Origin of the sequence: Prevotella sp. 885, assembly GCF_002265625.1 — a bacterium.
Lineage (GTDB): Bacteria > Bacteroidota > Bacteroidia > Bacteroidales > Bacteroidaceae > Prevotella.
On sequence record NZ_NOVE01000022.1, the window covers coordinates 16,381 to 36,295 of the forward strand.

18 protein-coding genes and 3 tRNA genes are annotated in these 19,915 nt (G+C 49.2%); 17 read left to right on the forward strand and 4 right to left on the reverse strand.

The genetic code is table 11. The features are described from left to right. Positions 1–11: 11 nt before the first annotated feature. Together CHL74_RS08090 and CHL74_RS08095 are read right to left on the reverse strand one after the other, a co-directional pair. The gene (locus CHL74_RS08090; RefSeq protein WP_094880662.1) at positions 12–1,574 is read right to left on the reverse strand and encodes a cytochrome ubiquinol oxidase subunit I; all 1,563 of its coding nucleotides are present in this window, start codon (positions 1,572–1,574) and stop codon (positions 12–14) included. Positions 1,575–1,651: 77 nt separating this feature from the next. Then, positions 1,652–1,867, reverse strand: coding sequence for a DUF4492 domain-containing protein (locus tag CHL74_RS08095; RefSeq protein WP_094880663.1), 216 nt, complete (start codon positions 1,865–1,867; stop codon positions 1,652–1,654). A 453-nt stretch (positions 1,868–2,320) separates the two neighbouring features. Between CHL74_RS08095 and CHL74_RS08105 the strand changes: the two genes are divergently transcribed. Next, positions 2,321–2,923: a riboflavin synthase gene (locus CHL74_RS08105; protein WP_094880665.1), complete on the forward strand. Its 603-nt coding sequence runs from the start codon at positions 2,321–2,323 to the stop codon at positions 2,921–2,923. 78 nt (positions 2,924–3,001) lie between these two features. Here the strand turns inward: CHL74_RS08105 and CHL74_RS08110 are convergent, their stop codons facing one another. Continuing rightward, positions 3,002–3,889, reverse strand: a complete 888-nt coding sequence (locus tag CHL74_RS08110) for a carbon-nitrogen hydrolase (RefSeq protein ID WP_094880666.1) — start codon at positions 3,887–3,889, stop codon at positions 3,002–3,004. A 44-nt stretch (positions 3,890–3,933) separates the two neighbouring features. Beyond that, complete coding sequence (locus tag CHL74_RS08115; RefSeq protein WP_094880667.1) at positions 3,934–5,019, reverse strand: agmatine deiminase family protein; 1,086 nt, start codon at positions 5,017–5,019, stop codon at positions 3,934–3,936. A gap of 195 nt (positions 5,020–5,214) precedes the next feature. On the opposite strand from CHL74_RS08115, the gene CHL74_RS08120 reads away from it, so the two are divergent. The 16 genes from CHL74_RS08120 (at position 5,215) to CHL74_RS08195 (ending at position 19,883) form a co-directional block, all read left to right on the forward strand. Further along, on the forward strand, positions 5,215–5,991 hold the full coding sequence (locus CHL74_RS08120; protein WP_094880668.1) for a dihydroorotate dehydrogenase electron transfer subunit: 777 nt from the start codon (positions 5,215–5,217) through the stop codon (positions 5,989–5,991). Continuing rightward, positions 5,979–6,890, forward strand: a complete 912-nt coding sequence (locus CHL74_RS08125; protein ID WP_094880669.1) for a dihydroorotate dehydrogenase — start codon at positions 5,979–5,981, stop codon at positions 6,888–6,890. Before CHL74_RS08120 ends, CHL74_RS08125 begins: the two co-directional genes overlap by 13 nt. Before the next feature lie 136 nt (positions 6,891–7,026). Beyond that, entirely contained in the window at positions 7,027–8,250 is a 1,224-nt protein-coding gene (locus CHL74_RS08130; protein ID WP_094880670.1) for an AAA family ATPase, read from the forward strand. A gap of 38 nt (positions 8,251–8,288) precedes the next feature. Then, the gene (locus tag CHL74_RS08135; RefSeq protein ID WP_094880671.1) at positions 8,289–9,911 is read left to right on the forward strand and encodes a hypothetical protein; all 1,623 of its coding nucleotides are present in this window, start codon (positions 8,289–8,291) and stop codon (positions 9,909–9,911) included. 127 nt (positions 9,912–10,038) lie between these two features. After that, the gene (gene rlmN, locus CHL74_RS08140; RefSeq protein ID WP_094880672.1) at positions 10,039–11,094 is read left to right on the forward strand and encodes a 23S rRNA (adenine(2503)-C(2))-methyltransferase RlmN; all 1,056 of its coding nucleotides are present in this window, start codon (positions 10,039–10,041) and stop codon (positions 11,092–11,094) included. Further along, a complete protein-coding gene (locus tag CHL74_RS08145; RefSeq protein ID WP_176452203.1) occupies positions 11,081–12,019 on the forward strand; it encodes a DUF4837 family protein in 939 nt (312 codons plus the stop codon). The genes rlmN and CHL74_RS08145 overlap by 14 nt, the downstream gene beginning before the upstream one ends. Before the next feature lie 72 nt (positions 12,020–12,091). Then, complete coding sequence (locus CHL74_RS08150; protein ID WP_094880674.1) at positions 12,092–13,330, forward strand: PdxA family dehydrogenase; 1,239 nt, start codon at positions 12,092–12,094, stop codon at positions 13,328–13,330. Next, positions 13,320–14,315 (forward strand): lysylphosphatidylglycerol synthase transmembrane domain-containing protein, encoded by a 996-nt coding sequence (locus tag CHL74_RS08155; RefSeq protein ID WP_094880675.1) that lies wholly within the window; start codon positions 13,320–13,322, stop codon positions 14,313–14,315. Before CHL74_RS08150 ends, CHL74_RS08155 begins: the two co-directional genes overlap by 11 nt. 61 nt (positions 14,316–14,376) lie before the next feature. After that, on the forward strand, positions 14,377–15,663 hold the full coding sequence (locus CHL74_RS08160; RefSeq protein ID WP_094880676.1) for a sigma-54 interaction domain-containing protein: 1,287 nt from the start codon (positions 14,377–14,379) through the stop codon (positions 15,661–15,663). Positions 15,664–15,725: 62 nt separating this feature from the next. Further along, positions 15,726–16,190, forward strand: coding sequence for an LptE family protein (locus tag CHL74_RS08165; RefSeq protein WP_254923250.1), 465 nt, complete (start codon positions 15,726–15,728; stop codon positions 16,188–16,190). A gap of 40 nt (positions 16,191–16,230) precedes the next feature. Further along, a complete protein-coding gene (locus tag CHL74_RS08170; RefSeq protein ID WP_094880678.1) occupies positions 16,231–17,055 on the forward strand; it encodes a hypothetical protein in 825 nt (274 codons plus the stop codon). Positions 17,056–17,082: 27 nt separating this feature from the next. Then, positions 17,083–17,484, forward strand: a complete 402-nt coding sequence (gene secG / locus CHL74_RS08175) for a preprotein translocase subunit SecG (RefSeq protein WP_094880679.1) — start codon at positions 17,083–17,085, stop codon at positions 17,482–17,484. A 233-nt stretch (positions 17,485–17,717) separates the two neighbouring features. Next, positions 17,718–17,794, forward strand: a tRNA-His gene (locus CHL74_RS08180). A gap of 735 nt (positions 17,795–18,529) precedes the next feature. Further along, positions 18,530–18,606 (forward strand) — tRNA-His (locus CHL74_RS08185). A 32-nt stretch (positions 18,607–18,638) separates the two neighbouring features. Next, positions 18,639–18,712: transfer RNA gene (locus tag CHL74_RS08190), tRNA-Arg, on the forward strand. A 205-nt stretch (positions 18,713–18,917) separates the two neighbouring features. Beyond that, positions 18,918–19,883, forward strand: a complete 966-nt coding sequence (locus tag CHL74_RS08195) for a hypothetical protein (RefSeq protein WP_094880680.1) — start codon at positions 18,918–18,920, stop codon at positions 19,881–19,883. Positions 19,884–19,915: the final 32 nt, after the last annotated feature.

The window sequence follows — 19,915 nt, forward strand, 5'->3', positions numbered from 1 at the left end:
TTTAGTATTTATTATTTAGTATCTGACAGTTGCTCCGGCTTATAGTTCTTTATCACGCGGCACATAATCCTTATTTCGGCTATCAGCAGAACCGTAAAGAGGATAAGGAAGATGAAGAAGGTGGTGGCAACGCTGGATGTGCTGATGTCAGAAACGGCTGCCATGGTGGGGAGCATGTCCTGTATAGCCCAAGGCTGACGACCGAGCTCTGCCACTATCCATCCTGCCTCGCTTGCCAGATAAGTGAGCGGGAGCATCAGCAACGCCCACAGCCACAGCCAACGACGACGCACGGTGATGTCCTGACGCCACGCCACATGACCGATGACGAGGAAGAAGAGAATGAGGAGGGTGCCCACGCCCACCATTACGCGGAAAGCATAGAAGTTGATGGGGATGTAAGGCACCAGCTCGGCACGGTCCTTAATATATCCGTAACCGAAGTAAGGCATGTCCTTCTGGAGCTGTGCGGCAAGCTCAGGCAAGCGCTTGTCATTGGCGTCAGCAGCCTTCAGCTTACGATATTCTGCAAGAGCCGTGATGGCACGGCGTCCGCGCTCCATCTTCTCCTCGGCAGAAAGCTCACGCTTGCCATCAGGACGTACGTAGCCGTTGAGAAGGTCGTTGATGCCAGGCACGTAACCGTCGAGGGAGTGCGTGGCAAGCACGGAGAGTCCGTTGGGAATGGCTATGCGGAGCGGAGCCTCGCCACCCTTGGCATAGTCAGGCTGCGAGAAGGGATTGACGGCAGCCACGGCTGTAAGGTCTACGCCTTCCCCGCCATCATAGAGAGCTTCCATGGCAGCGAGCTTCATGGGCTGCACCTCAGCCACCTTCACAGCAGACGAGTCGCCGGAATGCATTGCAAGCAGGGAAGCCACGATGCCCACGATGCTTGCCACCTTGATGCTCTGACGAGCCAGCTGCTTCTCTCTGCCACGAAGCAAATACCAAGAGCTGACGGCACATACGAAGACGGCTCCGACTATCCATGACGACGTGACGGTATGATAAAACTTATTGACAGCCATCGGCGAGAGCGCCACAGAGAGGAAGTCAGTCATCTCGTTGCGGACTGTGTCAGGATTAAACTCGCATCCTACGGGATACTGCATCCATGAATTGGCTACGAGAATCCACCATGCCGAGAGAGTGGCGCCGATGCCGGTCAGCCATGTGGAAGCAAGATGGAAGCCGCGCGACACTTTCTCCCATCCGAAAAACATAACAGCCACGAAGGTGCTCTCCATGAAGAACGCCACGATGCCTTCGATGGCAAGCGGAGCGCCGAAGATGTCGCCCACGAACCAGGAATAGTTGCTCCAGTTGGTGCCGAACTCGAACTCAAGAATAATGCCTGTGGCTACGCCCATCGCGAAATTCACTCCAAAGAGGCGTTGCCAGAACTTGGAAGCTTCTTTCCAGAAGGGCTTTCCTGTACGATAATAGATGGTTTCCATGATGGCCATGACTACGGCAAGGCCGAGGGTGAGGGGCACGAACAGCCAATGATAGATGGCAGTAAGCGCAAACTGGGCTCGAGACCAGTCAATAAGGGTTGGGTCGATTGTCATAATTATTAGTTATTAGTTGTTATTTTTTAATTGTCAGGTTTAATACATTAATTATATATTAAGGTTTCTTGTCAGTCTTAGCGCTTTATAAGTTCGCCTGCCACGTAGGAAGCCTTGTCGCTGCCCTTCGCCTTATGGCTGAGCACGTCGGGAAAGAAGAACACCTTGAGGACTGCGAAGATGATGACAAGCTTTATGATGATGATTGTCCACAAAGTGCGGCCAAGGGTCATACTGCGAAATCCATCACAGTAAAACTTTAAGATTCTATATGCAACATTTCGGTCAGACATATTTGTTTATAAGGTTTTAAGTTGTTGTAATTATTACATTTCAGTAAACTTTTGCAAAGATATGAAATAATCTGATAAGTTGTTTATGTTTTGCCGATATTTTTTTTTCACAATAATCTCTTTGCTGATTGGAATGAAAATATTATCTTTGCACAACCAAAATATAAGACGACCAAAAAGAATACGGGTCGTGCCAATTCGATCGGGATACTCATCAATAAAAAATCGAAACCGAGAATACTATCTTTTGCCAATGGCGGGCCATATAAAACCCTTGTGGACTAAGCTGTAAAGCCGGTGGATTACAAAGGCGGAGAAGTCTCAAATCTTGTACATCAGGAGTTTCATCACATCATTGGGCGACCTGTTTTTAAATATAAACGGTGCAACGATACATAAGGTTTCGTTGCGCCTTTTTTTTAATTAATAACCAAATAAAAAAGAAATAGAAAAATGTTTTCCGGCATAGTAGAAGAGATGGCTACACTCGTGGCCCTGAGAAATGACAAAGAGAATGTTGACTTCACGCTTACCTGCTCATTCACCAACGAACTGAAGATTGACCAGAGCGTGTCGCATAACGGAGTGTGCCTGACGGTTGTCAATATTGACGGCGACAAGTACACGGTTACGGCAATGAAAGAAACCCTTGAGCGTTCGAATCTTGGACTGCTGAAGGTGGGTGACAAGGTGAATGTGGAGCGTTCGATGCTGATGAACGGCAGACTGGACGGCCACATCGTTCAGGGACATGTGGACGGCACGGCGAAGTGCATAGAGATGCGTGACGCTGACGGATCAACGTACTACACCTTCCAGTACGCTTTCGACAAGGCAATGGCTGAGCGCGGTTACTTTACGGTGGACAAAGGTTCGGTAACCGTTAACGGCGTATCGCTTACCGTATGCAACCCTACAGAAGACGCTTTCACCGTGGCAATCATCCCTTACACACATGACAATACAAACTTCTGTGATATAAAAGAAGGAAGCATCGTGAACATCGAATTCGATATTCTCGGAAAGTATATTGCAAGACTTCAGCAGCTGAAGTAAAAAGTTAATTGAGAGTTGGGAATTGAGAGTTGAAAGTTTTGAGAACTCTCAATTCTTAACTCTCAACTCTCAATTTAGTTAATCTATATAGCGCTTGACGATTTCGCCATATTCGTCAATACGGCGGTCGCGAAGGAAGGGCCACCAACGGCGTACGTCCTCGCTATGTCCCAAATCCACCTCAGCTATGACGCTCTCTTCCTCATTATCGGAAGAACGATAGAGCAGTTCGCCCTGAGGACCAACCACCATAGAAGAACCCCAAAATTGGATGCCTGGAGTCTGACGGCTCGGATCAGGCTCGAATCCCACACGATTAACTGACACTACGGGCAGTCCGTTGGCTACGGCATGACCACGCTGAACCGTCGTCCATGCTTCACGCTGGCGCTGCTGCTCGTCCTCCGTGTCGCTTGCGGCATAACCGATGGCTGTGGGATAAATAAGGATTTCGGCTCCCTGCAATGCCATCAGACGTGCTGCCTCAGGATACCATTGATCCCAACATACCAGCACGCCGAGCTTGCCGACGCTGGTCTGAATGGGATGGAAACCAAGGTCGCCAGGTGTGAAATAGAACTTCTCATAATAAGCAGGATCATCGGGTATGTGCATCTTGCGGTATTTGCCGGCTATGCTTCCGTCGCGCTCAATGACGACAGCCGTGTTGTGATAAAGACCGGGAGCACGTCTCTCGAACAATGAAGTGACAATCACTACGTTACACTCGCGAGCCACAGCTCCGAAAAAGTCGGTGGACGGTCCGGGGATGGGTTCTGCAAGGTCGAAGTTGTCTACATCTTCCACTTGGCAGAAGTAGAGCGAGTTGTGGAGTTCCTGCAGCACCACCAGTTCAGCGCCACGATTAGCGAGATCCTTAATTCCCGCTGCAAGGCGGAGAATATTTGTTTTGGTGTCAGCAATGTTATGTTGCTGCAGATATCCTATCTTTAAGTGCTTCTTCATAATTTTGATATTCTTCTGATATAGTTTTTATTTTTATTCTCTTTTTATCTTACTCCCTCAGGATACTGCATGGTCAGGCAATGGATGGAGCCATGCTGACGCACGATGGTACGTGAGTCGACTCCTATGATGTCGTAGCCGGGGAAAGCGTCGGCTACAAGAGAGAGAGCCTTGGCGTCTTTCTCCTCCTGTGAGTATGTAGGCACAATTACTGCGCCATTGAGGATGAGGAAGTTGGCGTACGTGGCAGGGAGGCGGTCGTCATCGTCATAAACCGGCTCCGGCATAGGCAGACGCAGCAGACGGTAAGGACGTCCGTCTGCATCCGTAACAGCCTGAAGTTCCTCCTCAAGGGCGCGGAAGTCAGCATACTGCGGATCAGCCTCATCGTCACATCCCACATATAGGAGGGTGTTGTCAGGACATACACGTACGATGGTGTCGATGTGTCCGTCGGTGTCGTCGCCGATGAGTTGTCCATGATTGAGCCACACCACCTTGCGGGCGCAAAGACGCTCCTTCAGGGTTTGCTCCACCTCTTCAAGGGTCATCGGCTGATTGCGATGCGGAGCCATGAGGCAGATGCTTGTGGTGAGAACGGTGCCATTGCCGTCGCTCTCAATGGATCCTCCTTCAAGGACGAAGTCGTCATAATCGGCACGTTCGCCACGGAACACTCCCTTACTGTAAAGCGTACGGTTGATGAGATTGTCCTTGTCGGCTGCAAACTTCTCGCCCCAGCCGTTGAAGCGGAAGTCGAGCAGGCGGCAAGCTGTGCTTTCTGTATCCGACGTTTCGGTTGTGGGGTTCTCGTCGTCAGCAGGGATAAGGGTGATGAAGGCATGGTCGCGTGCCCAAGTGTCGTTATTGTCACACTCGTATATGCTCACACGGTTCATCTCTTCTTCGTTAAGGTTGTCGCTGAGCATCTCGCGCACCTCTTCAGGATACTTGGCGGCTATCACGAGCGGCTCATAATGAGCTATGGCCTTGGACAGCTGAAGGAAGGTCTCGGTGATGTCCTCCAGATAAGGACTCCAGTCCGTATCCTTGTGAGGCCAAGTGAGTTGCACACATGCCTGACGATGCCATTCTGCCGGCAGGACATATCGTTTGTGGTTTGATGTCATATACGTAATATATAAGTAATGTCAATGAAAATACAATGAACTGTTCGTATGAAGCAGTTTTTTAGAAGACAAAGTTACGAACTATGGAGCAAAAAAGCAAGACTTGATTTCCGTTATTTCAATAAAATTGCCTACTTTTGCACTAAAATAGCGATACAGGAATATCAAACTTGACAATAAGCAATAACATCATACATGAAAAAATTCGTACTGGACCTTACGGTCAACTCTGTAGAGGCGCTGAGCGACAAGCATGTGCTCATAAAGCTCACAGATGACAAACCGCTGCCCGAGATGCTCCCGGGACAATTCGTGGAAGTGCGCGTCGACAATTCGCCGTCGACATTCCTCCGCCGACCCATATCCATCAACAACGTAGACTATGACAATAACGAGTTGTGGCTGCTCGTGGCTGCTGTCGGAGACGGCACAAAGCGCCTGCAACAACTCAAGAAGGGCGACCGTCTGAACTGCATGCTGCCGTTGGGCAACAGCTTCACCATGCCTAAGGACGCATCGGAGAAGGTGCTTCTCGTAGGTGGCGGCGTGGGCGTGGCTCCCCTACTCTACTTCGGCAAGAAAATCAAGGCGATGGGCATTAAGCCTACATTCCTGCTCGGAGCACGTACTGCCAAAGACGTGCTGGAGAAGAACCTCTTCGAGGAGGTTGGGCGCGTGCTAATCACCACAGAGGACGGTTCTGAAGGCGAACGCGGATTTGTGACCAACCACTCCGTGCTGGCATCAGAACACTTCGACCTCATATCCACGTGCGGCCCCAAGCCGATGATGATGGCTGTGGCACGTTATGCCTACAAGAACGGCATAGAGTGTGAGGTTTCGCTGGAGAACAAGATGGCTTGCGGCGTGGGTGCCTGCCTGTGCTGCGTGGAGAAGACCACGGAAGGCAACAAGTGTGTATGTAAGGATGGTCCGGTAATGAACATAAAGGAATTGTCATGGCAGATTTAAACGTAAAAATAGGCAGTCTGAAACTCAAGAATCCCGTTATGACTGCTTCGGGAACATTCGGATATGGACTGGAGTTTGCTGACTTCGTGCCTCTGGACGGCATCGGAGGCATCATAGTGAAGGGCACAACGCTCAATCCTCGTGAGGGTAATGACTATCCCCGCATGGCGGAAACGGCTTCGGGAATGCTCAACTGTGTGGGTCTGCAGAACAAGGGCGTAGACTATTTCTGCCGAAACATCTATCCGCAGATAAAGGACATCGACACCAACATGATTGTGAACGTCAGCGGTTCTTCGCCTGATGATTATGCAGAATGTGCAGCACGCATAGACGAGCTGGAAAACATTCCTGCCATCGAGCTGAACATCTCTTGCCCTAACGTAAAGCAGGGCGGCATGGCGTTCGGCGTTACAGCCAATGGCGCAGCCAGCGTGGTGCGTGCCGTTCGTCAGCGTTACAACAAGACGCTTATCGTAAAGCTCTCGCCCAATGTTACGGACGTGACCGAAATAGCCAAGGCTGTGGAGGCGGAAGGCGCTGACAGCGTGTCGCTTATCAATACGCTTATGGGTATGGCCATCGACATCGAGCGTCGTCGTCCGATGCTCAGTATCTCCACAGGCGGACTCAGCGGTCCTGCCGTGAAGCCCGTGGCGCTGCGTATGGTGTGGCAGGTGGCTAAGGCCGTGAAGATTCCGGTGGTTGGACTTGGTGGCATCTGCACAGCAGAAGACGCCATTGAGTTCCTCATGGCTGGAGCAACAGCTATCGAGATTGGTACAGCCAACTTCCTCGATCCGGCTGTGACGATAAAGGTGCGCGACGGCATCAACGACTGGTTGGACCGTCACGGATGCTCATCAGTAAACGAGATTATCGGAGCTTTGGAGAAATAAAAAGGACAGCACGTCCTAATCAACAAGACAGAATGAAAAGACGACACTTTTTCATGGTTAATGCAAAAAAAACAGCGCATTCCTTGAAAGGGTGTCGTTTTTTTATAGTTTTAAATAAATCATATACATATAATATATGAAGGAAAGAATAGGCAATCTGCTTAAAGCCATAAACCGTGGCTTATACGAGAAAGAAACAGAGACAGCCCTTTCTCTGCTTGCCGCAATTGCCGGCGAGAGCATCATACTGCTCGGAGCACCGGGTGTGGCAAAGTCGATGGTGGCAAGACGGCTGAAGCTGGCTTTCAAGAATGCTTCTGCATTTGAATATCTGATGTCCCGATTTTCTACGCCGGACGAGATATTCGGCCCCGTAAGCATTAGCAGACTGAAAACCAATGACGAATATGTACGCTCCACAAAGGGTTATCTGCCTACAGCCGACGTTGTATTCCTCGACGAAATATGGAAAGCAGGCCCTGCCATACAGAACACATTGCTGACGGCCATAAACGAAAAGCTGTTTCGTAACGGCACTAAAGAGACACGCATTCCGATGAAACTGCTCATAGCGGCAAGCAACGAGCTTCCGGCTCAAGGCGACGGACTGGAGGCACTATGGGACCGCTTCATAATCCGACTGGAATGCAGGGGGATAAAGAAGGAAGCCAACTTCGACATGATGTTGCTCGACGATTCATGTGATTGTCCTGAAATGCCTTCCGAAGAACTGCAGATAAGCGATGAGGAATACAGCCTTTGGCAAGCCGACCTTAATAAGGTGGCTGTCAGCAAGACCATCCTCGAATGTATTCATAGCATCAGACACTCCATCAGGGCCGTGCATGTGGAAGGCTCGGACGAAAGACGCGACATATACATCAGCGACAGAAGATGGAAGAAGATAATACGTCTTATCAGGACATCTGCCTACCTACAGGACAGACACATGGTGGAACTGGCGGATGTCATTCCCGCTTACCATTGCCTTTGGCAGGAGCCGGAGGAAAGAGACGGTGTAAGAAGCATTGTCATCAATGCCGCCTTCTCTCCGTTGGCGTCACGCCTTACTGAATTTAAGAAAAGCCTGAAGGAAGACATCAGACGCCATCGTGCCAACAACGCATCGCAACGCCTTGCAGACGGAAGCGGAACGCCAAGTCTTGCGGCAGGCATGGAAAGCAGGGACTATCAGACGGAGATAGAAGAGATTGCAGACAGCATCCTCAATATGGAACACAGCATAAAGGACAGTCTCTTTGTGTCTGAGGAGGACAAGATGGCACTAAGATCTTTGCTTGAACCTCTCAAGAAAGAAATAGCCTTTACAAGACAAGATATCATAAAGCTGTACGACTAAGATTGGCAAACGTATAATATTGACTTACACGTATTTATATGGACTACACACATGCTGACGAATACTGGCGTTTTCATACGACAAAGGCAGAGCGCATGGACGTTACACTTTACCTGAAGCTCATCGAGATATTCTGCGAGACGGGGGAAATGGCAGGACGTGGAGTTATCTGGCCGGAGGACAAGCCATGGCTTGAGTATGACGATCCTCTGATGAAGTATCTGACCCAGCTGATGAGCAAGCCGGAGATAAAAGTCAAGGTGCTTTCCAGCAAGATGTGCGCCAATATATTCTATGCTTCCGTAGGACGATTTGTCATCAACTTCATAAAGCATCGCAAGTTCTCCGTTCAAAGACAATGGACGGAAAGAAAGAAGGTAAGCGAAGCTGCTACACAATGGAACGTGGAGCATCCTGGAGAGGAAGACTTTAATAAAGCTTGGCAAACACTGCTTCAGGAGATTGACTCACGTCATAGCCAAGACGGATTCGACAGGAGTTTCCACAAACATCAGTTTAATGACTCACACCAAGGCGAGTCCGACCCTGTGAGAACGGAGGAAGACTTGCGTAAGGACAAGTGGGAAAAGATGGTGGACGATTGGGCGAAAGCTCTTGACGAACAAGTGAACAAGGAGGACGAGCGTTACATCAACTCCAATAACGCGCAACTTGGAGAACGGCTGAAAAAACAATTTGACGACGTAACGTCTTACCTTAAGCGCAACGACATCGACCAGGAAAGAGCCGTGCAAGCATGGAAGATGATGGACGGACATTGGTCAGAGAGCGAGTTTGAGAGACAGATGAGGATTGTGAAGATTCAGGACAGCTATCCACAACTGTCTAAGGTGGTGAACTTGATGGGACGAGTGCCTGATTCGGGTGGACGCGACCGCATGGGAGTGGTCTGTCAGCATGGACTTAAGATTGACCATTCTGCGGGTAGCGACATCGAGGGCATCACAATGGGCAAGGACATCCATTCATTGCTTCCTTCAGAGATGGCGATGTATATGGACGACGACATGGAGAATGTCTTTCTCTATAAGTATGTCAGACAATCCTTGCAAACCTTCCGATACCGATCGAATATCGCCAAGCCTATTCGTAAGCTCAGTTTTCAGCACGCATCAAGAAGCGGTCCCATGATAATATGCGTGGATACGTCGGCAAGCATGTTCGGCGTGCCACAAAGGATTATCCGCTCTGCCATGTCGTTGATAGAGTCGACGGCAGAACGGCTAAGACGCAACTGCTTTCTCATCGACTTCTCTGTCAGCACACGAGCCATTGACTTGAAGATGAGAAGCCGAATGCAGCAGTACGAAAAGCTGGGGTTCAGCCCGAAAGAATATAACTTCGAAATCGGCGACATCCCGTTTATAGGTGGCGGAACTGATGCGCAGAACATGATGGACCTACTATTCTGTCTGCTTGAGAAGGACACCAACTACGTAAATGCTGACGTATTGTGGATGTCCGACTTTCTTATTCCAGAACCACCGGCTTCCTATATGTTGCGCATGAAGGACTTCCGCTCTACCGGAACCCGCTTCTATGCGATGGAGATAATGCCCGAAGGCAGCGACAAGTCGAAGTGGGAGAATGCCTTTGACAAGATGTTCCGTATAGGCTATCAAATAGTCCGACGATACTAAAAAAATGCCCTCATACAGTCAAATTGCCACACAATCCATAAGAAACGACGTGCTTTAACCCTACTAAATAGGAAATTTTACGTAACTTTGCAAAGTTACATCTAAAATAAGAACGTATCAATTATATATGACAGACAACAAGAAACCTCTCATGGGTCTTTCGCTCTACGAGCTTAAGGAAGTGGCTAAGCAGCTCGGCATGCCTGCCTTCACCGGCGGACAGATGGCAAAGTGGCTTTACACGCAGCACGTAAGCCAAATAGACGACATGACAAACATATCGAAAGCCAACAGAGAACAACTCGCAGCCGAATACACCATCGGCTACATGGAACCCATTGACTGCCAGAAGTCGAAGGACGGCACCATCAAGTATCTGTTCCCTACAGCCTCAGGCAAGCACGTCGAGACAGTATACATCCCCGACCACGACCGTGCCACGCTGTGCGTGTCGTCGCAGGTGGGATGTAAGATGAACTGCCTCTTCTGCCAGACAGGAAAGCAGGGTTATGAGGAGAGCCTTACGGCTGCAGACATCCTCAATCAGATTTATGCCCTGCCGGAACGCGATAAGCTCACTAACATCGTGTTTATGGGACAAGGCGAACCGATGGACAATCTGGACAACGTGCTGAAGGTGACGCAGATTCTTACAGCCGACTATGGTTATGCCTGGAGCCCGAAGCGCATCACAGTAAGTAGCGTAGGTCTGCGCAAGAAGCTGCAACGCTTCCTGGACGAGAGCGAATGTCATGTGGCTATAAGCATGCACTCGCCCATTCCTGAGCAGAGAGCCATGCTGATGCCAGCCGAGAGAGGAATGTCAATAGAGGAGGTTGTGGAACTGCTCCGCAACTACGACTTCTCTCACCAGCGCCGACTTTCCTTCGAATACATCATGTTCAAGGGACTGAACGACACCACTACACATGCTCGCGAGATAGTGAAACTCGTAAAGGGACTGGACTGCCGATTCAATCTTATCAGATTCCACCCTATTCCTAACGTGGACTTGCAGGGAACAGACGACAAACACATCGAGAGCTTCCGCGACTATCTTACCAATCATGGCGTCTTCACAACCATTAGGGCAAGCCGCGGACAGGACATCTTTGCCGCTTGCGGCCTGCTCAGCACAGCGAAGAAGATTGAGGAGGAGCGTCACAAGCATGAGTCGGAATAGACGGACGCATTGGAAGGTCGCGTGGATCAGCATGGCATTGTGCCTACTGTTATGTTCATGCACAGTAAGGAAGTCGTTGATGACGAAGAGTGGCGGAAGACCGTTTGAGGTGGTGGTGTATGGCGACGAGGACAGCGTCCTTTACCATTCGCTTACCAGTCCAATCCCCGCCTTGCCCCAGCCCGAGCCTTCTTTCGACGTGACAATATCGAAGAACTCACAGCCGAAGGGGGCAGACTTGCTCATGCGCAACATCGTCATTGTCACAATAAACCCTAAGACATTCAGCCGCACCTCCGTGAAATACGAGAGGGACGTTTATGCGAAGAATCAGATAGTGATATACGTTGGTTCGCCTTCTGTCTCACAGCTACGTAAGGACATGACAACATCAAGCATCATAACCGACTTGCTGACAAGACAAGAAATGGGCGTCATGGTTGCCACGCTGAAAGATAAGCATAGCCCCAAGATGGAGGAAACGGTAAGGCGGATGTTCGGCATAGAAATGCTAATCCCGTCAGACATGAAATCGTACAAGGAAGGCAAGGACTTCGTATGGATATCCAACAACTCGCCCACTTCCATGACCAACATCTGCATCTATACTTCAGAGAACAGGGACAGCGTCATGCGGAAGAACATAAAAGGCGAAACCGACAACATGTATATGACCACCAACAAGGAAAGCGTCATTAGCTCCATAGCCAAGACGCAAGACCGGCAGGTGACCGTAAGGCGAGGACTTTGGGAGATGAAGGGCGACGCTATGGGCGGACCGTTCGTCTCACACACCTTGCACGACATCGCCGGACACAAGACGCTGACAATAGAATGCTTCGTCTATGCGCCCGGAACGAAGAAGCGCAATACGCTCATGCGGACGGAAGCGTCGCTGATGACTGTGAAAGTAGCAGGACGATAACACAGCGAGAGCTGACGACCGCCAAAAGACCTGATAGATAAAAACAGAACAGAAACAACTCAAACAATAAATATGGAAGACAGAAAAATACGCGTTGCCATTACCCATGGCGACACTAACGGTATCGGATACGAACTGATATTCAAGGCATTCTCTGAACCGGAGATGCTCGAACTATGCACACCTATTATATATGGCTCCCCCAAAATAGCAGCATACCATCGCAAGGCTATGGACCTGCAGGCCAACTTCAGCATCATCAACAATGCTATGGACGCACAGGACGGACGCGTAAACATGCTGACATGCATTGACGGAGAAGTGAAGGTGGAGCTTGGTACACCTACAAAGGAGTCGGGCGACGCAGCACTCAAGGCTCTCGACAAGGCCATGACCGACTTCAGAAGCCAGCATTTCGACGTACTGGTAACCTGCCCTGCCTACGCACAGACCATGAATGCCGACAACTATAGCTACAAGGGACTGAAAAGCTATGCCGAGACAAGCATCGGAGAGGGCGCCAAGGGTGTGAAGATGATGATAAACGAGTCGGTACGCATAGCTCTCGCTACCGACGGACTTGCCATCAAGGACATCGCGGCTAACATTACCATCGACAACATCCTCGACAAAGTGCGCAAGCTGCACAACAGCATGAAACGCGACTTCCGTATCTCCAACCCGAGAATCGCCGTACTGGCTCTCAATCCCAACGCGGACGGAACGGAAGAGAAGGAAGTGCTCATCCCTGCCATCAGAAAGGCGGAAGAGGAAGGCATCAACGCTTACGGTCCCTACCCTGCCGAGGAATTCTTCGGACAGAATATGTGCGACGCTTTCGACGTTACGCTTGCCATGTATGACGACCAGGGCATGATTCCGTTCACGACGCTGATGCAGAACGACGGCATCTTCTATATCACATCTCTACCCCTCGTATGCACAGCTCCGGCCCTTACTCCTGACTTTGAGAACGCCGGTAAAGGCATCGCTGACGAGAACGCTCTCCGTCATGCCATTTATACAGCCACGGACATCATCCGCAACCGTGCAGAATATGACGAGCCTCTGGACAATCCGCTTCCCAAGCTCTATCACGAGAAGAGAGACGAAAGCGAGAAGGTGCGCTTCTCCATCCCCAAGAAGAGAGAGAATCCACGCAACGACCACAGACAGCCGTCTCAGCACAACGCACAGCGATTTAATGGTCAGGCTAATCCTGCTAAGGACAATGCGGCTAATGCTCCTGCAGCCGCCAAGGAACCTGCTGCAAGCGCCCCTGCAAAAGAAAACGTAGCGGATGAACAATAAATATCAGAACGGCTTCTTCCTCTTCGGAATGGCCGTTCTTATCATAATGGTGACACAACTCGACTTCATACAGGTGTGGGACGGGTTGTGTCACGCTGGCTATTGGTCGGTAGCCGTTATAGCGATATGGGCATTCCTGTACGTCTTCAACACTTTCTCATGGTATATCATCATCAACGCAGGAGGACGTACAAAGGTGAGCTTCTGGTGGCTATATAAGATTACCATATCAGGATTTGCGCTCAACTACGCTACGCCGGGCGGACTGATGGGAGGCGAGCCTTACCGCATAATGTCGCTCTCGCCTATTATCGGAACCGAACGGGCTTCGTCATCCGTCATACTGTTCGCCATGACGCATATCTTCAGCCATTTTTGGTTTTGGACAATATCCATCATATTATATCTCGTCCTTTATCCTGTCGGGACATTCATGGTCACATTATTAGGAGCCATAAGCATATTCTGCCTGCTCGGCCTGTGGTTCTTCATCGCCGGATATCGCAAAGGACTTGCCGTACGCACGATGAACGTCTTGCGCCACATTCCCTTTGCCAAAGGATGGGCCAAGCGCTTTGTCACCAGACACCAGCAACAGCTCGACACCATCGACAGCCAGATAGCCTCTTTGCACAAACAGAACACAAGGACCTTCGTGACAGCCGTCCTTAGCGAGCTGACATGCCGCATCTGCTCAGCAGCCGAAATCTACTTCGTCCTGCGCGTACTTATGCCGCAAGCCAACTATGCTGACTGCATACTCATACTTGCCTTCACCTCGCTTTTCGCCAATCTCCTCTTCTTCATACCCCTACAACTCGGAGGACGCGAAGGAGGATTTCTCATGTCCGTAGCCGGACTCGGAATGAAAGCCAGCGACGGAGCCTTCGTGGCTCTCATCATCCGTCTGCGCGAACTGATATGGACAGGAATTGGGCTGTTGCTCATTAAAGCAGGCAAGTCCGGACCAAGAAACAGCTGTTAAGAACATAAAAAAGGCCCGAAAGTAACGCTTTTCTCAATTATTATATGTAATTTTGTGCCAAATGGACACATCAGAACTGCAAAAAATAAAACAAAGGTATAACATCGTGGGCAACTGCGATGCTCTTAACCATGCCCTTGACGTCGCTCTACAAGTGGCGGCAACAGACCTCAGCGTGCTTATCGTGGGAGAAAGCGGAGTGGGAAAGGAAATCATACCACGACTCATTCACGACAACTCGCCTCGAAAGAGAGAGAAATATTTTGCAATAAACTGCGGATCTATACCGGAAGGAACCATCGACAGCGAACTCTTCGGACACGAAAAGGGGTCGTTCACAGGAGCCATAGGCGAAAGCGAAGGCTATTTCGGTACAGCCAATAAGGGAACCATATTCCTCGACGAGGTGGGCGAACTGCCAATCGCCACACAGGCACGCTTGCTGCGAGTGCTGGAAACAGGCGAATACATCCGCGTCGGAGGACAGAAGATAATGAAGACAGACGTGCGTATCGTAGCCGCTACAAACGTGAATATGCACAAGGCCATAACGGAAGGACGATTCCGCGAAGACCTCTATTATCGCCTGAACACCATACCCATCCAGATGCCACCCCTGCGTGAGCGCGGAGAGGACATCCTGCTGCTGTTCAGACTCTTCACGATGCAGATGGCTGAGAAATATCGCATACCACGCATCACTCTTACGGAAGATGCCAAGATGATGATGATGAAATACAAGTGGCCAGGCAACGTCAGACAGCTGAAGAACATTACAGAACAGATGTCTGTGCTTAGTCAGAAGCGTGAGATTGACGCAGAAGCGCTCAGCAAGTTCATCCCGCACGACCAGGAGAGCACGGAGCTGACAACAACAGCCACTCCGGACGCCCACTCTTACGAAAGCGAGAGAGAGATACTCTACAAGATTCTGTACGAACTGCGTGGAAACGTAGGCGACCTCAGACGCGAGATGAGCACTCTGCGAAAGCAAATCGACGACAACAACACGCTCAACAGCTTCGCAAACGCCAGAGGCATACAGTCGTTAGCTGCGCCTGAGCCTAACACACAACCCACGGACATAAGCGCCCTTCACCACTACCCCACCACTCAACAACCCCACTTCAGCCCTTATCAGGACGTGGAAGCTGAGGAGATAAGAGAAAACGACAGCGCTAACGGCGAAAGCCTGAACCTTAGCGACATCGGACGTCAGGTGGTGGAGAAAGCTCTTGAACGCAACGGCGGCAACCGCAAGAAAGCCGCTCAAGAACTCGGCATTTCTGACCGTACGCTCTACAGAAGATTAAAACAATACGGGCTTGACAAACAAGACAAAGAATGAGACGAATATTAACATACGCCAAAACGGCGCTGCTGTCCTTGACTGCAGTTGTGGCTCTCGCTATGGTATCGTGCTCCGTAAGCTATAAGTTTAACGGTGCCAGCATCGACTATACGAAGACCAAGACCATACAGATAGCCGATTTCCCCATACGCTCCAGCTATGTATGGGGTCCTATGGGTCCGATGTTTAACAATCAGCTCAAGGATATGTTTGCCAGCCACACGAAGCTTAGCCAGGTGAAGCGAAACGGCGACCTGAAGATTGAGGGCGAAATAACGCAATACTCACAACGCAACAAATCAGTGGCCGCTGACGGACGATCTGCCCAGACAGAACTATCCATAACCGTGAACGTACGCTTCACAAACAACGCCAACCACAGCGAGGACTTCGAACGACAGTTCACAGCCAACAAGTCGTACGAAACCACACAAAGTCTCGCATCCGTGCAGGAGGAACTTGTGACGCAGATGGTGAAGGATCTGACAGAGCAGATATTCAACGCCACCGTGGCAAACTGGTAATACATTAATAATATAAGTAACAAATAAAAAAGACGAAGAAGTGGACTTAGTGCGCCTCATAGAACATCCGGAACTCATGAATAAGGAGACTCTCTACGAGCTCCGAAACCTTGTTGCGCTCTATCCTTACTATCAGACAGCCCGTCTCCTCCTTCTGCAGAACATGTATCTGCTGCACGAGACGTCCTTCGATGACGAGCTAAGACGTGCAGCCATATACATAACAGACAGAAAGACTCTATTCAATCTTGTGGAAGCGTCACACTACCATATCAAGACAGCCGCAGAAAAGATGGAAGAGGAAGCAAGAGAGGCGCAACGAAGCGAACAAAGCAACAACCGAACCCTGTCAATCATCAACGAATACTTAGAGTCGACACCTAAAGACTCGCAGAACGAAGACGACGACACAGGACGGAAGCCTACCCCGGCAGACGCAGCCGTGGACTACGTGGCTTACCTGCTCAAGACGGAAAGTCAGGAAGACAAGGAAACGGAAGCTGACAGACCGCAGATGAAGGGTCAGGACCTGATAGACAGTTTCATAAACGACAACGGAGGAAAAATCCAACTTCAGGACAAGCCAACCTACAAGCCCGAAACCGAAGACGAAGAAGATAAGCAAAACGAGCAAAACGACTACGACGAAGGCTATTTCACGGAGACATTGGCGAAAATATACATAAAACAAGGAAGATATTCAAAGGCACTTGAAATTATTCAACGATTAAATTTGAATTATCCAAAAAAAAATGCTTACTTTGCAGACCAAATTCGTTTCTTAAGGAAACTTATACTCAACGAAAAGGGCAAAAAGCCGCAAGAAGCAACAACAGACACCCCTTCCAGAGAGCAAGAAAAATAATAATAAAAACAAAAACAAATAACAAAAATGGTTTACATCTTATTCGTAATCTTCATCGTGATAGCCTCTATCCTGATGATAGGCATCGTCCTTATCCAGGAGTCGAAGGGAGGCGGTCTCGCATCTAACTTCTCATCTTCAAACGCCATCATGGGCGTGCGCAAGACTACAGACTTCGTGGAAAAAGCAACATGGGGACTCGCTGCCGCTATGGTTGTGCTCAGCATCATCTGCGCATACGTCGCTCCTGTTTCAACATCAGAGACAAGCGTAATGGAAAAGGCTGCAACAGAAACCCAGACCACCAATCCTAACAACACACCGGGATTCGGCGCTAACCAGCAGCCGGCACAGGGTGCACAGCAGGCTCCAGCACAGGGCGCTCAGCAGGCTCCCGCACAGCAGACACCCGCACAGCCTGCACAGTAAGCAGACATAAAACGTCCCCTTCAAAGGGAGAAACATGAGATAAAAAGAACCTTTGCATATGCTCTAAGCAGCTGTATGCAAAGGTTTTTTCGTATACAGACATACAAAATGCGAACTTTTTGAATAAAAAATGCAGAAAAAGCGTAGTATTTAAAATTTTATTATTACCTTTGCACTCGGAAATAACGAAACACCGTACAAAACGAAACATTCGTCATTCCACACATAACATGGTGGCCGTAGTTCAGTTGGTTAGAGCGTCAGATTGTGGTTCTGAATGTCGTGGGTTCGAGTCCCACCTGCCACCCCAACAATACAAGCCTTGCAAGACCCATCTCTTGCAAGGCTTATTTTTTTGCTATAAATTCCTCAAACATATTCTAAGAATGATTGGGTTCACCCGATAAAAGACTGACATCATTTAGTAATCTGGCCATATATAGAGGTTCTGCCGAAGACAATATTTGCATTTCTGATGCTCAATACTATGAGTTGAGCGCACAACAAAATCTTTGGTGCGAAATTCTTGAGTTTTGAGCGTTTGGAGACAATGTGTTTATACACAGTAAGTTATGCGGTTTTCTGACGAAACGTTATAAAATCAGACCCGCAAATGAGCCACTTTTTGCTGCAATAGCGCCACTTTTACACTCCAATAGTGCCACTATTATCATGCAATAGAGCCTCTTTTACTGTCTAATAGTGGCACTTTTGGAGTGTAAAAGTGGCGCTATCGTTAAGCTCGGGTGCAGTTTGCACAGCAGAACACCGTAAAAACAGCAAACCAGGACTCTATAATCAATTTTTATTTTGTAACAGGTTTTTACCACTTGAACAATATTTGCATGGTAGATATAAGGACATGTTTTAAGGCAAGAAGACTGGTATATTTGGATAAAAAGGGGCTAAAACAAAAAAAATAGCGATAAAAACGAAAAAACTTGCGAAAACATTTGGAGGTTTAAAGAAAAAGCTATACCTTTGCACTCGCTTTTAAGAACAAAGCTTTTCAACAAAGGAAGAATGGTTCTCGAAGCACAACATGGTGGCCGTAGTTCAGTTGGTTAGAGCGTCAGATTGTGGTTCTGAATGTCGTGGGTTCGAGTCCCACCTGCCACCCCAACAAAATGCATACAGCATAAACAAAACTTTAAGGCTCCGTAGCTCAACTGAATAGAGCATCTGACTACGGATCAGAAGGTTGCAGGTTTGAATCCTGCCGGAGTCACAAGTTTAAAAAGAGCTTTACATTACGTAAAGCTCTTTTTTTTTGCATTTATGCCAAAAGCGTAATCCAATTGTGTAAAAAATATAAAATTAGGGGAAAACCTACTGCGTTTTAGGGTTTTTCCCTAATTTTGCAATAGAATAAGCATTAAATTTGCAGTTGATAAAATAGATACAAACAAAGACAATCATAAACTATAATGATTATGACGACACGGTTTTTATTTCTTTCGGTCCTCATGGGCGCAATGCCTCTTACGATGGCAGCCCAGGACGACGACCTCTATTTCACACCGAAAAAGAGTTCGAAGGATGCGCCCGTAAAAATAGATAGAGACGTATACGACAGACCGGCTTACTATTGCGGTAGCCCACGTAACGTAGACGAATACAACAGACGCGGAAAGCTGAAGAGCTATTATCAGAAGATAGGTACTGACTCGCTCGGCAACGACGTCATAGAGTTTCATGAGGGTGACGGCACGTACGGAACTGCCGACCTCGACTCCACCATAACCATCTATCCCGGCTCGGAACGCTATTACGACGAGGACTCAGACTTCGCCTACTCTCGCCGCATGGGACGATTTGACGACTTCTATTGGGATCCGGCTTTCTACGGCAGCTACTATGGTTCTCCATATTGGCGCGGTTACTATGGCTGGTACGATCCTTGGTACGACCCATGGTACGGACCATATTACACCGGATGGTACGGCAGATGGCACAACCCGTGGTTCTATGGTTACTACGGATGGGGATACCCCTATTACGGATGGGGCGGCGGATGGTATGGTCCGACATGGCACTATGCTTACAAAGGTCCTTCCGGCACACGCAACCACTCGAACGGTGGCGGACGCTTCTATGGCAACCGCAGCTCGTTCGGATCGAAGGGCGAACGCTCAAGCTTTAACAGCAACAGAAACAACAACAGCTCACGCAATGGCTTCGGTCAGCGCCGTTCTTCTTTCGAAGACAACAACAACCGTTACCAGAACCAGCAGCCCACACAGCGCCCGTCTTACAACAACAACCAAGGCGGATTCGGCAGCAATCGCGGTAGCTTCGGAGGTAGCCGTGGCAGCTTCGGTGGCAGTCGCGGCAGCTTCGGTGGCGGCGGAGGATTCGGCGGCGGTAGCCGTGGCGGAGGATTCGGCAGTCGCAGATAAACAGTCAGACCACACACTCAACACATAAAGAA

Excerpts from the sequence above, each read along its gene's own strand:
- CHL74_RS08090 (WP_094880662.1), bottom strand. The coding sequence starts at position 1,574 with ATGACAATCGACCCAACCCTTATTGACTGGTCTCGAGCCCAGTTTGCG.
- CHL74_RS08095 (WP_094880663.1), bottom strand. The coding sequence starts at position 1,867 with ATGTCTGACCGAAATGTTGCATATAGAATCTTAAAGTTTTACTGTGAT.
- CHL74_RS08105 (WP_094880665.1), top strand. The coding sequence starts at position 2,321 with ATGTTTTCCGGCATAGTAGAAGAGATGGCTACACTCGTGGCCCTGAGA.
- CHL74_RS08110 (WP_094880666.1), bottom strand. The coding sequence starts at position 3,889 with ATGAAGAAGCACTTAAAGATAGGATATCTGCAGCAACATAACATTGCT.
- CHL74_RS08115 (WP_094880667.1), bottom strand. The coding sequence starts at position 5,019 with ATGACATCAAACCACAAACGATATGTCCTGCCGGCAGAATGGCATCGT.
- CHL74_RS08120 (WP_094880668.1), top strand. The coding sequence starts at position 5,215 with ATGAAAAAATTCGTACTGGACCTTACGGTCAACTCTGTAGAGGCGCTG.
- CHL74_RS08125 (WP_094880669.1), top strand. The coding sequence starts at position 5,979 with ATGGCAGATTTAAACGTAAAAATAGGCAGTCTGAAACTCAAGAATCCC.
- CHL74_RS08130 (WP_094880670.1), top strand. The coding sequence starts at position 7,027 with ATGAAGGAAAGAATAGGCAATCTGCTTAAAGCCATAAACCGTGGCTTA.
- CHL74_RS08135 (WP_094880671.1), top strand. The coding sequence starts at position 8,289 with ATGGACTACACACATGCTGACGAATACTGGCGTTTTCATACGACAAAG.
- rlmN (WP_094880672.1), top strand. The coding sequence starts at position 10,039 with ATGACAGACAACAAGAAACCTCTCATGGGTCTTTCGCTCTACGAGCTT.
- CHL74_RS08145 (WP_176452203.1), top strand. The coding sequence starts at position 11,081 with ATGAGTCGGAATAGACGGACGCATTGGAAGGTCGCGTGGATCAGCATG.
- CHL74_RS08150 (WP_094880674.1), top strand. The coding sequence starts at position 12,092 with ATGGAAGACAGAAAAATACGCGTTGCCATTACCCATGGCGACACTAAC.
- CHL74_RS08155 (WP_094880675.1), top strand. The coding sequence starts at position 13,320 with ATGAACAATAAATATCAGAACGGCTTCTTCCTCTTCGGAATGGCCGTT.
- CHL74_RS08160 (WP_094880676.1), top strand. The coding sequence starts at position 14,377 with ATGGACACATCAGAACTGCAAAAAATAAAACAAAGGTATAACATCGTG.
- CHL74_RS08165 (WP_254923250.1), top strand. The coding sequence starts at position 15,726 with ATGGTATCGTGCTCCGTAAGCTATAAGTTTAACGGTGCCAGCATCGAC.
- secG (WP_094880679.1), top strand. The coding sequence starts at position 17,083 with ATGGTTTACATCTTATTCGTAATCTTCATCGTGATAGCCTCTATCCTG.
- CHL74_RS08195 (WP_094880680.1), top strand. The coding sequence starts at position 18,918 with ATGACGACACGGTTTTTATTTCTTTCGGTCCTCATGGGCGCAATGCCT.